The sequence below is a fragment of the Pseudomonas sp. S2_E02 genome (assembly GCF_054668355.1).
In genome coordinates this window covers 1,666,514-1,681,615 of the sequence record NZ_CP162761.1, presented here as the reverse complement: position 1 = coordinate 1,681,615, position 15,102 = coordinate 1,666,514, and the positions used below count along the sequence as shown (strand labels likewise).

The window sequence follows — 15,102 nt, the reverse complement described above, 5'->3', positions numbered from 1 at the left end:
GCTTCGAATCTTTGACACCCGACGGATGTGTGTCGGGGGTGTTTTGACCAACGAGGTGGCCATGAACGAGCAAACCAGGCAACAGAGTCAATCTGGCGAACCGATTAACCGCAATGATCCAGCGATTGACCCGCAGGTGCAGGGGCAGCCGGCGCCGACGCAGCAGCAGGGCGAGGATGGTCAGGCGCAGAGCGCAGACCCGGCAGTGGACCAGAAGAACAAGCACACGGACAACGACAACGAGTTCAGTCCGGGCTTCGAACCGCAACCGGATCGGGCGAAGCCGGGGGAGGAGACGGATGCCGATATTGATACCGATGGCGGTTGATTTCGGCGGATATGACAAGGCCGCATCTATCTGGATGCGGCCTTTTTTTTGCTTTGGGTTTGTGGTGTTGCTGACATCGATCCCCCTCACCCCAGCCCTCTCCCCCAAGGGGGCGAGGGGAAAGGGAGCTGATCTCGGTGCCTTTCAAAAGCCAGGTTCAACTCTGGATTTCAGGTCGGTGTGACTCGAACATTCAACACGATCGGCTCCGTCTCGCTCTCCGGAAAGACGAGGGGGAAAGGGAGCCGATCGGGGTCTATTCAGAACCTGAGTTCGACGCAAGACTTTCAGGTCGGCGTAACTCGAACATCCACCTCGATCGGCTCCCTCTCCCTCCGGGAGAGGGCTGGGGTGAGGGTAAAGCTTTTACTTACTAGGATGTTTGGCCTGCAGCTCTTTCGCCGCTGCCAGATGTTTCTCCAGCGCCGGCAACATTTTCTGCGCAAATGCCTTCAGTTCAGGGGCGCCTTTGACCTTGTCATCCGTCACGGTATTGGCTTGTTTCTTGAACAGCTCGATGGTCTCTTCATGAGCCTTCACCTGATTATTGGCGTAAGCGGCGTCGAAGGACTCATCGCGCATATCGAGGATCTTTTCCTTGGCCTGTTTGACCAGCGTCGTTTCGTCCGGAACTTCGATGTCATTGGCCTTGGCAATAGTCGCCAGCTCATCGTTGGCCTTGCCGTGATCGGTGATCATCATGTTGGCGAACGCTTTGATGTCAGCCGATTGGCTTTTTTCCAGGGCGAGGCGGCTGGTTTCGATTTCGGCAATACCACCGGCCGCGGCGTTATCGACGAAGTCATTGTCAGTTGCAGCGAAAGCGCTGCCCATGCCGCTGCTCAACGCGACAGCCAGAACCAGATGACGCAGGTTGAATCCGTCCATTGGTGTATCTCCACGCAGTTTTTGTTGGTGTTAACCAATGGAGGGAACACGACGAGCAAAGGTTTGATCGCATTTGCGACAGGGCGACGAACGGACACCGCTGGTCTGACAGGTGGTCGACAGAACCGTGCAACCGAGGCCATTCTGATAACTGGCCAGCGCAATCGGTCGCGTTGGCCAGCCGATCAACTGACGGAGGTGTTCCATGCCGGTTCCCCATGACCTGTTTCAGGACTTGAAGCTTACAAAGGAAGAGATCCAGCAAAAACGCACCGCGGATCCACATCTGGACGCACTGATCAACAAGTATTCCCAGGCGGACGCCGACGTAGTCAAGGCCGAGACTGCCACCTCGGATGCTCCCAGCGACGACACGCTGAAAAAACTCAAAGAGAAGCGCTTGCAGGTCAAAGATAAGATCGTCGAGCAATTACAGGCGCGATCCTGAAGCCCGGTTGACCCGCCGACCTGCGGTTGCGGATTGACGGGAACGACAGCCACGACCGGCACCTCGAATGTACAGAGTCTTCCATCCGACTCATTGCGAGGTGCCTTATGAACGATCCCAAATTCCCCAGTGAAGAGCAGGGCGCATTCGACCCGGTTCCCACGCATCCCGAACCGAACAGCCCGGCGCATACCACGGCCAATCCCGAAGAGCCGGATGAGGATCTGCCCGAAGACGAAGATCCGGACAAGTTCGACAAGTCCAGCAACTGACAGACCGTCTTCGTCGGAACGCCGCCCGGAGCACGCTCGCTCCCACAGTGGATTGCGTTGAGCCCAAATGCTGTGGTCAGCAAATAACCCTGTGGGAGCGAGCCTGCTCCGGGCGGCGTTCCGACGATGGCGTCAGCGCATTCACCACAAAGTTGCCAGATTCACTTCAGGGCCACATCCAACGGCATCCGCGCCATATGCGTCGCCTTCAACGAGCCGAAATACAACCACGGCCCATACTCGCGCACCGTGGTAATCGGCGAATAGTTGCCACTGCTGGCGTCCTGCAAATTGGCAATTACCTTGCCCTCCAGATCCAGCCCCAGGACAAACCCGCGCTTCTCCACCGGTTTCGGCAACAGCGTCAACGCCCGCACGATCATCTTGCGCACGAGCGGATGCCCGGCGGTATCGTCGAGCAGAGCATTGCGCGGCGCATACAACGCCACCCAAAACCGATTGCTGCCATTGAACGCCAGGTTGTCCGGCAGCCCCGGCAGGTTATCGATAAACAGGTCGTGAGTGCCGGCTTTCGGCCCGGTCAATGCGATAGGCACCGGTTTCGTTGACCAGCACATAGGCGTCATCCGGGCCGAGGGTCACGCCGTTGGCGAACTCCAGCTTGTCCAGCAGGACACTGGTTTTGCCGCTCTGAAAGTCATAGCGCAGCAGGCGTCCATCGCCGCCGTGCTCGATGATTGCTTCGCCGTCATGGCCATAACCCCAGCGGCTCGAAGCATCGCTGAAATAGGCGTAGTGCCCGGACTTGTCGATGGCGACGTCATCGGTGAACCCGAACGCCAGACCATTGGCCGCCGTGGTCAAAGGCACCAGCTGACCCTGCGCATCAAGGGACAGCAAACCCTTGATCGCATCGGCAATCACCAGCATGCCGTTCGGATGCCGGGCCAGGCCCAGCGGGCGGCCACCGGTGTCGGCGAGTACTTTGCGTTGCTGGCCGTCGAGGCTGGTGCGGATCAGTCGGCCGTCGTGCAGCCCGGTGATCAGGAAGTCACTTTCCAGCAGCAAGGCTTCCGGCCCTTCGATGTCGCTCGGCCCGACCTGCGCTGCGCCTTTGAGTTTCTGGTTCTCGGCGTAGAGACCTTCTGTCAGCGATGGCGCTGGCGGCGGCGTCCAGGCCACGGGTTCGACCCTGGTGGGCATCAACAATAAAAAGCCGATGACGATGAGGACCAGCAACAACAGCAGATGTCTCAGCTTCACGCGCTGGCCCTCGCCGAGGCCAGGTAGCGGGCGGCCATGTCGCGCAGCGCCAGCATCGATGCGGCGGATTCGCGCTCGATGCGCCGTTTGAGCAGCAAGCGATTGGCGATGCGCATGCCCAGTCCGTCGAAGCGATAATCCAGCGTGCGCACAAAACGCGTGCCGCTGCCCTCGGGGCTGCATTCATAGGTCAGCAGCAGCGACAAACCATGATCGCCCTGCGCCCGCGCGCACCAGCGCCGGCCGGGCAGGTATTCGGTGACTTCCCAGTGCAAATGGCCCGCGCGCCCGCCGGCATGAATGTCCTCTTCGAAGCGCGCGCCTGCATGCAAAGGGCCTTGCGCACCGTCGATTTTCAGCGACGAGGGGTGCCACTCCGGCCAGCGACTGACACTGGCGGCATAGGCCAGCACGGCGATGGGTTCGCCAGCGATATCGATCGGGTGTTGCAGGCGGGTCATGGGCATTTTCGAATCGCTCAAAAGGGTGATTTCCGGCTCCCGGTAAAGGGTGCCGAACAGGTAGTCCATCAGCGGCAAAACGATGTTGAAATTGCGCTCCTGCATGCGCTCGCGGCGGTGATGCAGCTCGTGCAAGTGGCGCATCTGGCGGATCCACGGCAGGCGGGTCAGCGGGTTGTGTGGCGGCAGGTGTTCGCAGGCGTGGAATATCTCGTAAGTCAGATAACCAAGGACCATACAGCCGCCAAACAACCCGGCCACGTTGGCGTCTACCTGTGCGAGCAGCCACCACAACGGTAGGGTGATCAGCAGTGTGTGCAGCACGATCAGCCACGCGGGGAACAGAATCACTCGCCAGTCGCGGGCGCTGTCGTAGGTCATGTGGCCGGGGGTGAAGAAACTGTGATGATCGCCGGCATGCCGGGCGTAGAACATTTTCGCGAAGGTCTTTTTGTGGTGGCCGAGATGACGATGGACCATGTACACGGCGAAATTGAAAAACAGCAGGGTCAACGGCACCGTCAGCCATTCCAGCAGGCTGACCTGGTGCACGCTGCTCCAGAAACCACCAATGGCCAACACACCGAACAGCAGCACGAAGGCGCCGTGCAGCCACGGGTTGTACAGCGGATGAATGGCCGCACGATAGCGGCTGCGAAATGCCTCGGTGGTCTGCCTCACTGCATCACCTGCGGGATTGTTGTTATACCCGGCAGATTAGCCGATCCGGCCGTATGTGCAGGCCGGACCTCAATGGCACATGCGCCATGATCGGCTGTGAAGCCGCCGCTTCAGCTCAGCGGGTTCCAGCGTTGCGACCAGTCATCATCGGTGCGGATCACTTCGCGCAGCAGATGGAAGGCTTGCTGCAGCGTCGCCGAATCGCGATCGCGTGAGTACACGAGGTAAGTCGGATAGCCGAATTCCGGGGCTTTGGTCACCGCTTCAAGGGCGCCGCTTTCCAGGTAAGTACGCACGACTCGGGTACGGAAATAGCCGCTGCCGCCGTGTTCGAGAATGTACTGCAGGGCCAGCGGGCCGAGGTTGAAACTCAGCGCGGCTTTGGCTTTTTCCGGCAGGGCCGCGTCATGCTGGCGGCGGAAGTCCGGGCCCCAGTCGATGTAGACGTAGGGATCGGGACGATCGGGGGCTCGCACCAGGATCAGTTTTTCTTCCAGCACTTGCTCGACCTGCAAGCCTGGCCAGTATTCCGGCTGGTAGACCAGTGCGGCGTCGAGCACACCGAGTTCGAGTTGGCGCAGGAGGTTTTCGCCGTCGCGAATTTCCATGCGCAGGGCATGCCCCGGAATCTTCTCGCGCAGTTCCGCCGCCCAACTGAGCATCAACGGGTTGCACAGGCTGACTTCGCCGCCGATGTGCAGCACGTTGTGATAGCCCTCGGGCAGCGGCAGGTCGCGGCGCGCGGCTTCCCAGGTTTGCACCAGTTGATTGGCGTAAACCACAAAAGCCTCGCCATTGGGCGTCAGTTTCGCCCCGGCGCGGTTACGCACGAACAGCGTGCTGCCCAGCTGACTTTCGAGTTTCTGCACGCGAGCGGTGATCGCCGTTTGCGTGACGAACAGCTTCTGCGCCGCCGCGGCGAGGCTGCCGTGGCGGACGATTTCCAGAAAGGTGCGAGCGAGATCGATGTCCATGGGCGGGCCGGTGTTTGAGGTGGCGGGCATTGTAAAGGCAAAAGCCCCTCATCGGATCGCCGCCCGCCTAACCCTCTCCCGGAGGGAGAGGGGACTGACCGAGGTGTCTGGCGTCATACATCGACCTGAAAGATCGCGTCGATTATGGATTCAAAGCAAGACCCTCAGGTCGGTGAAGATCGCCAATATCCCCGTCTCGGTTCCCTCTCCCTTGGGAGAGGGCTAGGGTGAGGGGAAAGCAGTCACCGCGAAATCAACTGGCCAACTCAACCGAACGCACCCGCGCCCACTCTTCAATCAACCGCGCCGGCGTGCCACACACCTTGCGCTTGAAGACAAAATTTCGGCACTTCTCGGCAAACTGATTACGGTTGTAGAGCATGTCTTCCTGCATCTCCTGCAGCTCGGTTTCGCGGCATTGCTGGATCAATACCTGATCAACCCGCACCTTGCGCTCGCGTACCGCCGCGTAAGTCGGATCGCTCACCACGCTGTTGGCCCGTTGCAGCAACCACAGGGCAAACTCGTCCGGGCAGCGCGGGCCGATTTCCTGAACCATGCCCAGTTGCCACGCCTGTACCGCGCTTACCGGCAGGCAAGCCTGGGTCAATTGCTCGGCCATTGCCGGGCCGACGGCGCGGGGCAGGCTGTAGGTCCAGTATTCGGAGCCGTACAAGCCCATGCTCTTGTAATGCGGATTGAGCACGATATCGGCGCGGGCAAAGACAATGTCGGCCGCCAGCGCAAGCATCACACCACCGGCGCCCGCGTTGCCGGTGACGCCACTGACCACCAGTTGCCGGGCGGTCAGCAGTTCTGCGCAGACATCATCGATTGCCTGAATATTCGCCCAGGCTTCGGCGCCAGGATCCTGCGCGGCCTGAATCACGTTCAAATGCACGCCGTTGGAAAAACTGCCGCGCCCACCCTTGATCAACAACACCTGGGTATCACGGGATTTGGCCCAGCGCAGCGCGGCGACCATGCGCTGGCACTGCTCGGTGCTCATGGCGCCGTTGTAGAACTCGAAGGTCAGTTCACCGACGATGCCGGATTCCCGGTAGCGGATCGGTTGATAGGCTTCGTCACTGAACGGCTGCGTGGCGATCGACCAGTCCAGCACAGGCACCTCGGCCAGTTGCCCGGCCAGCAAGTGCCGCGCCGGTTGCTTGAAGGTCTCTTCGCCAGGTTGCGGTTTGCGCCGTAGGGCGCCGATCCACAGGCTTTGATCACCGGCGGCGACCAGCACCGCATCGTCATGCACCGCAAGAATCTCGCCGGGCATGCCGCTACGCGAATCCAGGTGCGCGTCGTACACGTAATACTGACCGCCGGCGAGGCTCGCCAACACGCCAGGCTGGCCGTCGGCAGCATCGATGCAGCGTTTGATAAAGCGTGCGCAATCGTGCCAGCTGAAGCTGCGGTCGACCTGCTTCATGTTCGGCTGCAAGCGTCCGCGTACTTTCGTGTCGGCATAGTCGAGGGCAACCGGTTCAAACCCTTCGATGAATTTCTCCACCACTTCGCGAATACAACGAATCGCCGCATCACTGACCCGGCCGTTGTACAGTTCGGATTTGCGCAGGCCCGCCGGCAGGTTGAACTCGCAGGTGGCCCACACCGGGCCGGCGTCCATTTCCTCAACTGCCTGCAACGCAGTGACGCCCCAGCTCGGCAGCTCGTTGGTAATCGCCCAGTCGAGGGCACTGGCGCCTCGATCGCCGACGATACCCGGATGGATGATCACCACCGGCCGTTCGGTGTTGCTCCACAGCGCCTGCGGCACGCGGTCCTTGAGGAACGGGCAGATCACCAGATCCGCGCCGCTGTGTTCGATCTGTTCGCACACGGCCTGTTCATCGGTAAACAGCACAACGCTGGGTGAATGCCCGGCCTCGCGCAGTTCCAGCCAAGCGCGTTGGGTCAGGCCGTTGAACGCTGACGACAGCAGAATGATGTTGAGTGATCGCATGATTGCTCTTCCTTGAGTGGATTCGGCCGTGGGCTCTCGCTGAGCCGTCCCTGGCCTTCGATTGAGCCGCGAGATTAATCAGTGACCACCCACGCGCCAGTGATCGAGGTCAACGTTCTGTCAGCCAATGTTTCTGCGGCGACCAAGCGCCTTATGTTCAGTGGTTTGAATGTGGTGATTTTTTATTGCTTAAAGTGTCGCCGAGGCTGCTGCACAGTCGCGCCTGGCTTAGAGCCAGGCGGGCGGCAGTGGTGGCTGGATGTGAGTGATCACTGCGGCAGCTGCTGGCAGGATTTTTGTGTTTACGTCCTACGGAAAATGCAGGGTTTTGCGGCAAGCAGGGGATATTTCCGACGACCTTTTCAGGTTGGTCGTCGGAAGCGCGATCTATAGCATCGGTCCTGACATTGAAGTCGCTGAGCGGCTTGAACGCTCAGGCTCCCAGATCAAGGATCAATTATGCGTACCCCACACATTGAGCATGAAACCTCTGTTTATTCCCTGCGCAATTTCTGGATCGACGATCGCGCCAGATGCCCCATGGAGGATATCGCGATGCCCACACCCAAAGCGCCCCGGCTGACGGGGCTGAAGAAGGTCGCGGGCAAGCCTGTCGATCTGCTCGTGAACGGCCAGAACATCGGTGACGATGCCCTGCTGATCATCCGCCTTACCGACGAGGGCTTTGAGCTGAGCGATGTCGTCAACATGCTTTCAACTTGCGAGTTGTATCTGCGCGAAGACATGGTCAAACGTATCACCGGCAAGTCTGTAAGAACCGTGCGCCGGCTCATGAAGGAAGGCAAACCGATACGGCTTGACCCGCAACAGAGTGTCGTCGCCTACCAATATGCGCTGGTGCTGGAGATGGCCACTCGGGCATTCGCCGGGCAATCGCGGGCGGAGGTATGGATGCAGAAACCCAGCCCTTATCTGAGCGGCCGCGTGCCATTGGAATTTATCCGACATCCACTGGGTTTCCAGATGGTGGAACAATATTTGTGGCAGATCATGTCCGGGGTTTACCCATGAATCCCTTGCCTTGGGACGAGCACTGGTATGCCTGGCGGCTGGATCCCGAGGTTTACGGGACTACGTGGGACAGCGGGATAGGCTCAGAACTGAATGGAGGTCGATGGAATGTGCCTGGCCGGCGAGTCGTTTATGCATCAGTCGATCCGTCTTCGGCCATTCTGGAGGTGGCAGCCAACAACAGTTTTGATGCGCTCGACAGTGAGCCGTACGTGCTGACGTGCTTTGAAGTCATCAGCGATGCCAAGGTCAGAATCGTGCAGCCGGAAGAGGTGCCGAATCCGTACTGGTTAAGCCCTGCCCGACCTTCACCCAATCAGCAGTTGTTTGCCGAGGCGCTGCTGGCCGAACATCCGTTTGTGCTGATCCCCTCGGCGGCGACTCGGTATTCCTGGAATCTGCTGGTGAGCTGCGAGCTGGCAGAGGGGCAGTTCAAGATGGTCTCTCAAGAAAGGTTTGGCCTGGATACCCGGTTGTTGAAGGACATGGCATTGGCCTGACAAGCAAAGATGCTGTTCATGATTCAGTTTTTACCCGTCAAATTACCTTTGAGCCTGGCCTTGCGGCTGGCCATCAACACGCTGCCGGCCATTGCCGCCGACGGCATGGCAACAGAATGTGAGAGCGGGAATGCGCAGTAAATTTGAGCGCGCGAATGAAAAAATCCCGCCATGAAGGCGGGATTCTTATGCCGCTGAACGTCGCTATTACGACGGGAACAGCTCGGACAGTTTCATCGACAGCATCATGTCGCCCTCAACGCGCAGCTTGCCGCCCATGAAAGCCTGCATGCCGTCGGTTTCACCGCTGACGATACCTTTCAGGGTTTCGCTATCCAGTACCAGCGTGCAGTTGGCGTCCGGGTTCTCGCCTTCCTGGATATCGCAGGTGCCGTCTTTGACGATCAGCGAGTACTGCTTGTCTTCGTCAGTGATGTTGAAACCGAAAACCAGATCCAGACCGGCAGCAGCGGCTGGGTTGAACTTGGCTTGCATTGCTTTTACGGCATCGGCTACGGAGGTCATGGTTCGATCCTTATGAGGTTGATTACAGCAAGGTTCACAGTTAACCGGACTCAACGGAAAGTGATGAGTTCCGGAGCCTTCAACAGCTGCAGGTGTGCATGACTGTTGAAGGAGGCCAAAGCCACCTCGCGACCGCGGAACTTCAGCTGGTTGAGCGAGGTGTTGACGATTTGCCAGTTCAATTCAAAGGCCTGTCTGGCAGGCATTTGCGTAATGAGGTGGAGCAGGGCGGTGATGGTGCCGCCGGAGGTGAACACGGCGATTTTCTGTTTGTCGCCAGCCTGTTCAAGAATTCGCTGCAGTCCGGCCTGAACCCGTTCGACGAAACCCAGCCAGCTTTCCAGCCCCGGCGTGTCAAAAGTGCCGGCCAGCCAGCGCTCGATGATCAAGGCGAAAATCCGTTGGAATTCGCCACGGTTCTGTGCGGCGTTGCGCAGGATGTCGAGGGCTTCCGGCTCGTCCGCGAGCATGTCCGGGAGCAGCGCGCGAATGACCGCGTCGGCATCGAATTCGTTGAACGCAGAATCGGTTTCCAGGGTCGGCACCGGCAGGCCTTTGGCGGCGTATTGCGCCAGCGCGCTGGTGGCCGTGTGCTGTTGGCGACGCAGGTCACCGGCGAGGCAGCGATCGAAGCTGATGCCCAGTTCAGCGAGGTGCTGACCGAGGATTTCTGCCTGACGCACACCGGTCGGCGACAGGACGTCATAGTCGTCTGCACCAAAGGAGGCCTGGCCATGTCGTATCAAGTAGATGCTGCCCACGTCCGCGTCATCCCGGTACGTTGAAGGTTGTGGCGAGGTTATGAGGATGACGGGTAGCTGTCAATGAAAAAACATACGCTTGTTTGAAATGCCCGTTACAGGGGTGTTGCCAGAGGTTTCACGGCTGGCCGACAAGCCGACGCATGGGTATGCTGGAGCCATCCCGCGTGTGTCTCACATCCGCGCATCGTTTAAGGAGTCTTTGTGGAGTTTTTCACCGAATACGCCAGCTTCCTGGCCAAGACCGTCACCCTGGTAGTCGCCATTCTGGTGGTGCTTGCCAGTTTTGCCGCATTGCGCAGCAAGGGCCGGCGCAAATCGGCCGGTCAGTTGCAGGTCAGCAAACTCAATGATTTCTACAAGGGCCTGCGTGAGCGCCTGGAGCAGACGTTGCTCGACAAGGATCAGCTCAAGGCTTTGCGCAAAGGCGAAGCCAAGTCCGAAAAAAGCGCGAAAAAGCAGAAGAAACAACCTGACGCCAAATCCCGCGTATTCGTCCTCGATTTCGACGGCGACATCAAAGCTTCCGCCACCGAAAGCCTGCGCCACGAAATCACTGCGTTGCTGACGCTCGCCACGCCAAAGGACGAAGTGGTCCTGCGTCTGGAAAGCGGCGGCGGCATGGTTCACAGCTATGGTCTGGCATCATCGCAACTGGCGCGTATCCGCGAGGCCGGCGTACCGTTGACCGTGTGCATCGACAAGGTCGCGGCCAGCGGCGGCTACATGATGGCGTGCATCGGCGAGAAGATCATCAGCGCGCCGTTCGCGATTCTCGGCTCGATCGGCGTGGTTGCACAGCTGCCCAACGTCAACCGCTTGCTGAAGAAACACGACATCGACTTTGAAGTCCTCACCGCCGGTGAATACAAGCGCACCCTGACCGTGTTTGGCGAAAACACCGAGAAGGGCCGGGAGAAGTTTCAGGAAGACCTGGACATCACCCATCAACTGTTCAAGAACTTCGTGGCCCGCTATCGCCCGCAACTGGCGATTGACGATGTGGCCACCGGTGAAGTCTGGCTCGGCGTCGCGGCGCTGGATAAACAATTGGTCGATGAACTAAAGACCAGTGATGAATACCTGGCCGACCGGGCGAAAAAGGCTGAGGTCTACCACCTGCACTACGCCGAGCGCAAAAGCCTGCAGGAGCGTATCGGCATGGCCGCCAGCGGCTCGGTCGACCGCGTACTGCTGAGCTGGTGGAGTCGTCTGACCCAGCAGCGCTTCTGGTAATTCGAGCAGGCATAAAAAAACGCCGGTCACATGACCGGCGTTTTTTTGTCCGCAGCAAACCTTCAGCGGCGACGGAACAGCGGCAGCGGTTCGTCGGTGGCGGCCTGATAGGTCACCGAAAAGTCCTTGAGACCTTCCAAAGCTTCGTACGGGTCTTTGTCCGCACGCACGGCAAAGGCGTCGAAACCACAGCGGTGCATGTAGAACAGCTGATCGCGCAGCACGTCGCCAATCGCCCGCAGTTCACCTTTGAAACCGTAACGGTCGCGCAGCAGACGGGCGTTGGAGTAGTTGCGGCCGTCAGTGAACGCCGGGAAGTTCAGGGCAATCACCTGGAACTCGGCGACGTCTTCACCGATTTCCTCGGCTTCTTCGTCGGCGTCCAGCCACACACCCAGACCACCGTCGCGAGCCTTGAGCATGCGACTGTGTTCACGCCACAGTTGCAGCGGCACGATCAGGTCGTCGCAGTTGCTGATCTCGTCGATGTTGAAATCCTTGGGCAGCAAGTGCCAGGTTTCGTCGACGACCGCGTTGTTCTTAATGATTCGCTGCATAGACGCGTTCCTTGAAGAGGTCGATGCCAATACGCTGGTAGGTGTCAATGAAGCGCTCGTCTTCAGTACGTTGTTCAACGTACACGTCGATCAGCTTCGAGATCACGTCCGGCATGGCTTCCTGGGCGAAGGACGGGCCGAGGATCTTGCCCAGGCTCGCATCACGGCTGGCGCTGCCGCCGAGGGAGACCTGATAGAACTCTTCGCCTTTCTTGTCCACCCCGAGGATGCCGATGTGGCCGACGTGGTGGTGACCACAAGCGTTCATGCAGCCGGAGATGTTCAGGTCCAGCTCACCGATGTCGAACAGGTAGTCGAGGTCGTCGAAGCGACGCTGGATAGACTCGGCAATCGGGATCGACTTGGCGTTGGCCAGCGAGCAGAAATCACCGCCAGGGCAGCAGATGATGTCGGTCAGCAAGCCGATGTTCGGCGTGGCGAAACCGCCTTCACGCAGCTCACCCCACAGAGCAAACAACTGGCTTTGCTCGACGTCGGCAAGAATGATGTTCTGCTCGTGCGAGGTGCGCAGTTGACCAAAGCTGTAGCGGTCGGCCAGATCGGCGACGGCGTCGAGCTGCTTGTCGGTGATGTCGCCCGGGGCAACGCCGGTCGGTTTCAGCGACAGGGTCACGGCCACGTAGCCCGGCTTTTTGTGCGCCAGGGTGTTGCGGGTGCGCCAGCGAGCGAAGCCTGGATGCTCTTTGTCCAGCTCGGCCAGTTGCGCGGTCTGGTTGTCCAGCGCCTTGTAGTCCGGGTCGACGAAGTGCTTGGCGACGCGATGCAGTTCAGCCTCGGTCAGTGTGGTCTGGCCACCGCGCAGGTGTTCCATTTCCGCATCGACTTTCTGCGCGAACACTTCCGGCGTGAGGGCTTTGACGAGGATCTTGATCCGCGCCTTGTATTTGTTGTCGCGACGGCCGTAGCGGTTGTACACGCGCAGGATGGCGTCGAGGTAGCTCAACAGATCCTGCCACGGCAGGAACTCGTTGATGAACGCACCAACCACCGGAGTACGACCGAGGCCACCACCGACCAGCACGCGGAAGCCCAGTTCGCCAGCGGCGTTGTGCACCGGCTCAAGGCCGATGTCGTGAACTTCAATGGCCGCACGGTCAGCGGTCGAACCGTTGACGGCGATCTTGAACTTACGCGGCAGGTAGGCGAATTCGGGGTGGAACGTGGTCCACTGACGGACGATCTCGCACCATGGGCGCGGATCAATCACTTCGTCCGCAGCGACACCGGCGAACTGGTCGGTGGTGACGTTGCGCAGGCAGTTGCCGCTGGTCTGGATCGCATGCATCTGCACGGTGGCCAGTTCAGCCAGAATGTCCGGGATGTCTTCCACCGCGGGCCAGTTGAACTGCACGTTCTGCCGCGTACTGATGTGGGCGTAGCCCTTGTCGTAGTCGCGGGCAATCTTGGCCATCATGCGCACCTGACGCGAAGTCAGCTGGCCGTAAGGCACCGCCACACGCAACATCGGCGCGAAGCGCTGGATGTACAGGCCATTTTGCAGGCGCAGGGGGCGGAATTCTTCTTCGCTCAGCTCACCTGCCAGATAGCGTCGGGTCTGATCACGGAACTGCTTGACGCGGTCCTCGATGATCCGCTGATCGTACTCGTCGTATACGTACATATAAGTCCTGTTCTCAGGCTTGGGCCATTCGGAGTAGCACTGCGTTTTCGCTTGCTGGAGTCCGATTGTGCCTCTGCAATTCTGCGCGCACGGCCGCGCACTCCCTAACGGAGCCGGGGCAATATACCCGTTTGCAGTTATGCGCAAAAGTGATGTTTGAGTATATGTAAAGAACCAAATCGCCTAACGAGAATGGCTGTCAACTAACCCACATTTGTCGTGCGGACAATCATCGTCTTAACTGTGGTCGAGTCTTTCTGCAATCACCGATAAAACCGACAAGAGGCGATGCAATGAGCAATCCGACCAAGGCAAGAAAAAGCGACAGCAGTGTCGATGCGTGGGCCATTTTGTTCCTGATCATTCTCGTAGTAGGGACAGCGGTATTCTGGGTCAGTCATCAGTAAACGACCCATCCGGGCCCGCTTCCGACAGATTGTCGGACAAAAAACGGGATCAGGCATCAATAGCCGGTGGAACGAGGGCTATAATGCGCGGCCATTTTTCCTTGGGCCTGGATGCTTCATGTTCAAGTTTGTCCACATCAGTCTTCTGTTGTTCGGCGCGCTGTTTCAGACCAGCGCGCGGGCAGAGTCTGTGCTGTTTTTGAATCCGGGCTCGACGCAGGAAGCATTCTGGGTCAGCTATTCGCAGTTCATGCAGGCGGCCGCCCATGATCTGGGCATCGATCTGCAGATTCTCTATTCCCAACGTCAGCCCGAACTGACCCTGGCTCAGGCGCGCATCGCGTTGCAGGGGCCGAATCGTCCCGAGTACCTGGTGTTCGTCAACGAACAATACGTCGCCCCGCAAATTCTGCGTCTGGCCGAGAACAGCGGCGTGAAGCTGTTTATGGTCAACGCGGCGCTGACACCTGACCAGCAAGCGCTGGTCGGTGAGCGGAACGACCGCATCGGCAGCCTGGTGCCGAACGACGAGGAGGGTGGTTACCTGATGATGAAGGAACTGATCCGCCTGCACCCGTCGACGCCCGCTGCTGAGCCGATTGAAGTGTTGGCGTTCTCCGGGTTGAAGGTCACCCCCTCGGCGCAATTGCGCGAGCGCGGCATGCAGCGAGCGCTGGCCGAACACCCACAGATGCGTCTGCGCCAATTGGTCTACAGCGGCTGGACCCAAGAGCGCGCCTATGAGCAGGCCAAACAGCTGTTTGCCCGCTACCCGAAGGTGTCGCTGGTGTGGTCGGCCAATGATGAAATGGCCTTCGGCGCGATGCGCGCTTACGCCGAGACCGGCAAAGTCCCCGGCAAAGATGCCTTGTTCAGTGCGGTCAATACCTCACCGGCGGCCTTGCAGGCGTTGGTTGATGGGCGTTTGAGCGCGCTGGTCGGCGGGCATTTCACCCTGGGCGGCTGGGCGTTGGTCGAGTTGCATGATGTTGAGCAGGGCGTCGATTTGAATCACTACGGCGGCCGTGACCGGCAGATTCCCTTGTTGCAATTGATCGACAAAGCGCACGCCCGGCAAATGCTGGCCATGGGCACGTCGCCTGACTACGGCGTGAATTTCCGCAAGCTCTCGGCCAAGGGGCAACCGGCGTCGTATCGCTACCCCTTCACCTTGCAGACCCTGATGCGCTGACC

The 15,102-nt window shown here is 59.4% G+C and carries 16 protein-coding genes and 1 pseudogene; 8 read left to right on the top strand and 9 right to left on the bottom strand.

Annotation, left to right across the window (positions count from 1 at the left end; all coding sequences use genetic code 11):
• The first annotated feature begins 61 nt into the window (after positions 1-61).
• Complete coding sequence (locus AB4O01_RS07560) at positions 62-328, top strand: hypothetical protein (protein WP_460091186.1); 267 nt, start codon at positions 62-64, stop codon at positions 326-328.
• A gap of 366 nt (positions 329-694) precedes the next feature.
• On the opposite strand, the gene AB4O01_RS07555 is transcribed toward AB4O01_RS07560, so the two are convergent.
• Positions 695-1,216 carry a DUF4142 domain-containing protein gene (locus tag AB4O01_RS07555; RefSeq protein ID WP_186624531.1) on the bottom strand — a complete coding sequence of 174 codons (522 nt, stop codon included), beginning with the start codon at positions 1,214-1,216 and terminating at the stop codon, positions 695-697.
• Between the two features lie 205 nt (positions 1,217-1,421).
• Here AB4O01_RS07555 and AB4O01_RS07550 point away from each other — a divergent pair, with 205 nt between their 5' ends.
• Both AB4O01_RS07550 and AB4O01_RS07545 read left to right on the top strand, forming a co-directional pair.
• Positions 1,422-1,664: a YdcH family protein gene (locus AB4O01_RS07550; RefSeq protein ID WP_099756464.1), complete on the top strand. Its 243-nt coding sequence runs from the start codon at positions 1,422-1,424 to the stop codon at positions 1,662-1,664.
• A 107-nt stretch (positions 1,665-1,771) separates the two neighbouring features.
• The gene (locus tag AB4O01_RS07545; protein ID WP_007912545.1) at positions 1,772-1,936 is read left to right on the top strand and encodes a hypothetical protein; all 165 of its coding nucleotides are present in this window, start codon (positions 1,772-1,774) and stop codon (positions 1,934-1,936) included.
• A 161-nt stretch (positions 1,937-2,097) separates the two neighbouring features.
• Here the strand turns inward: AB4O01_RS07545 and AB4O01_RS07540 are convergent.
• The 4 genes and pseudogenes from AB4O01_RS07540 to AB4O01_RS07525 form a co-directional block, all read right to left on the bottom strand.
• Positions 2,098-3,100: pseudogene (locus AB4O01_RS07540) on the bottom strand (SMP-30/gluconolactonase/LRE family protein).
• A gap of 56 nt (positions 3,101-3,156) precedes the next feature.
• A complete protein-coding gene (locus tag AB4O01_RS07535; protein ID WP_460091185.1) occupies positions 3,157-4,302 on the bottom strand; it encodes a sterol desaturase/SRPBCC family protein in 1,146 nt (381 codons plus the stop codon).
• A gap of 110 nt (positions 4,303-4,412) precedes the next feature.
• Positions 4,413-5,276: a LysR family transcriptional regulator gene (locus AB4O01_RS07530; protein WP_007912548.1), complete on the bottom strand. Its 864-nt coding sequence runs from the start codon at positions 5,274-5,276 to the stop codon at positions 4,413-4,415.
• Positions 5,277-5,529: 253 nt separating this feature from the next.
• A complete protein-coding gene (locus AB4O01_RS07525; RefSeq protein WP_460091184.1) occupies positions 5,530-7,248 on the bottom strand; it encodes a hydrogenase maturation protein in 1,719 nt (572 codons plus the stop codon).
• Between the two features lie 555 nt (positions 7,249-7,803).
• Between AB4O01_RS07525 and AB4O01_RS07520 the strand changes: the two genes are divergently transcribed.
• Genes AB4O01_RS07520 through AB4O01_RS07510 form a run of 3 tightly spaced genes read left to right on the top strand, consistent with a single transcriptional unit; the run spans position 7,804 to position 8,921 of the window.
• Complete coding sequence (locus AB4O01_RS07520; RefSeq protein ID WP_460092237.1) at positions 7,804-8,280, top strand: antitoxin Xre/MbcA/ParS toxin-binding domain-containing protein; 477 nt, start codon at positions 7,804-7,806, stop codon at positions 8,278-8,280.
• Positions 8,277-8,780 carry an RES family NAD+ phosphorylase gene (locus AB4O01_RS07515; protein WP_093430855.1) on the top strand — a complete coding sequence of 168 codons (504 nt, stop codon included), beginning with the start codon at positions 8,277-8,279 and terminating at the stop codon, positions 8,778-8,780. The genes AB4O01_RS07520 and AB4O01_RS07515 overlap by 4 nt, the downstream gene beginning before the upstream one ends.
• An 18-nt stretch (positions 8,781-8,798) precedes the next feature.
• Positions 8,799-8,921, top strand: a complete 123-nt coding sequence (locus tag AB4O01_RS07510) for a hypothetical protein (RefSeq protein ID WP_460091183.1) — start codon at positions 8,799-8,801, stop codon at positions 8,919-8,921.
• A 66-nt stretch (positions 8,922-8,987) separates the two neighbouring features.
• On the opposite strand, the gene AB4O01_RS07505 is transcribed toward AB4O01_RS07510, so the two are convergent.
• Positions 8,988-9,305 (bottom strand): SCP2 sterol-binding domain-containing protein, encoded by a 318-nt coding sequence (locus AB4O01_RS07505; RefSeq protein WP_007912567.1) that lies wholly within the window; start codon positions 9,303-9,305, stop codon positions 8,988-8,990.
• Between the two features lie 50 nt (positions 9,306-9,355).
• Positions 9,356-10,066: a histidine phosphatase family protein gene (locus AB4O01_RS07500; protein WP_186624538.1), complete on the bottom strand. Its 711-nt coding sequence runs from the start codon at positions 10,064-10,066 to the stop codon at positions 9,356-9,358.
• Positions 10,067-10,270: 204 nt separating this feature from the next.
• Here AB4O01_RS07500 and sohB point away from each other — a divergent pair, with 204 nt between their 5' ends.
• Positions 10,271-11,302 carry a protease SohB gene (gene sohB / locus AB4O01_RS07495; RefSeq protein WP_093430860.1) on the top strand — a complete coding sequence of 344 codons (1,032 nt, stop codon included), beginning with the start codon at positions 10,271-10,273 and terminating at the stop codon, positions 11,300-11,302.
• 62 nt (positions 11,303-11,364) lie between these two features.
• Here sohB and AB4O01_RS07490 read toward each other — a convergent pair whose 3' ends face one another.
• Both AB4O01_RS07490 and AB4O01_RS07485 read right to left on the bottom strand, forming a co-directional pair.
• Positions 11,365-11,859, bottom strand: a complete 495-nt coding sequence (locus AB4O01_RS07490) for a DUF934 domain-containing protein (protein WP_093430863.1) — start codon at positions 11,857-11,859, stop codon at positions 11,365-11,367.
• Positions 11,843-13,501: a nitrite/sulfite reductase gene (locus tag AB4O01_RS07485; protein ID WP_194933086.1), complete on the bottom strand. Its 1,659-nt coding sequence runs from the start codon at positions 13,499-13,501 to the stop codon at positions 11,843-11,845. The genes AB4O01_RS07490 and AB4O01_RS07485 overlap by 17 nt, the downstream gene beginning before the upstream one ends.
• 525 nt (positions 13,502-14,026) lie before the next feature.
• On the opposite strand from AB4O01_RS07485, the gene AB4O01_RS07480 reads away from it, so the two are divergent.
• The gene (locus tag AB4O01_RS07480) at positions 14,027-15,100 is read left to right on the top strand and encodes an ABC transporter substrate-binding protein (RefSeq protein WP_257355329.1); all 1,074 of its coding nucleotides are present in this window, start codon (positions 14,027-14,029) and stop codon (positions 15,098-15,100) included.
• Positions 15,101-15,102: the final 2 nt, after the last annotated feature.

Bases quoted from the DNA above. Each gene is read 5' to 3' on its own strand.
- AB4O01_RS07560 (WP_460091186.1), top strand. From the start codon at position 62: ATGAACGAGCAAACCAGGCAACAGAGTCAATCTGGCGAACCGATTAAC.
- AB4O01_RS07555 (WP_186624531.1), bottom strand. From the start codon at position 1,216: ATGGACGGATTCAACCTGCGTCATCTGGTTCTGGCTGTCGCGTTGAGC.
- AB4O01_RS07550 (WP_099756464.1), top strand. From the start codon at position 1,422: ATGCCGGTTCCCCATGACCTGTTTCAGGACTTGAAGCTTACAAAGGAA.
- AB4O01_RS07545 (WP_007912545.1), top strand. From the start codon at position 1,772: ATGAACGATCCCAAATTCCCCAGTGAAGAGCAGGGCGCATTCGACCCG.
- AB4O01_RS07530 (WP_007912548.1), bottom strand. From the start codon at position 5,276: ATGGACATCGATCTCGCTCGCACCTTTCTGGAAATCGTCCGCCACGGC.
- AB4O01_RS07525 (WP_460091184.1), bottom strand. From the start codon at position 7,248: ATGCGATCACTCAACATCATTCTGCTGTCGTCAGCGTTCAACGGCCTG.
- AB4O01_RS07520 (WP_460092237.1), top strand. From the start codon at position 7,804: ATGCCCACACCCAAAGCGCCCCGGCTGACGGGGCTGAAGAAGGTCGCG.
- AB4O01_RS07515 (WP_093430855.1), top strand. From the start codon at position 8,277: ATGAATCCCTTGCCTTGGGACGAGCACTGGTATGCCTGGCGGCTGGAT.
- AB4O01_RS07510 (WP_460091183.1), top strand. From the start codon at position 8,799: ATGATTCAGTTTTTACCCGTCAAATTACCTTTGAGCCTGGCCTTGCGG.
- AB4O01_RS07505 (WP_007912567.1), bottom strand. From the start codon at position 9,305: ATGACCTCCGTAGCCGATGCCGTAAAAGCAATGCAAGCCAAGTTCAAC.
- AB4O01_RS07490 (WP_093430863.1), bottom strand. From the start codon at position 11,859: ATGCAGCGAATCATTAAGAACAACGCGGTCGTCGACGAAACCTGGCAC.
- AB4O01_RS07485 (WP_194933086.1), bottom strand. From the start codon at position 13,501: ATGTACGTATACGACGAGTACGATCAGCGGATCATCGAGGACCGCGTC.
- AB4O01_RS07480 (WP_257355329.1), top strand. From the start codon at position 14,027: ATGTTCAAGTTTGTCCACATCAGTCTTCTGTTGTTCGGCGCGCTGTTT.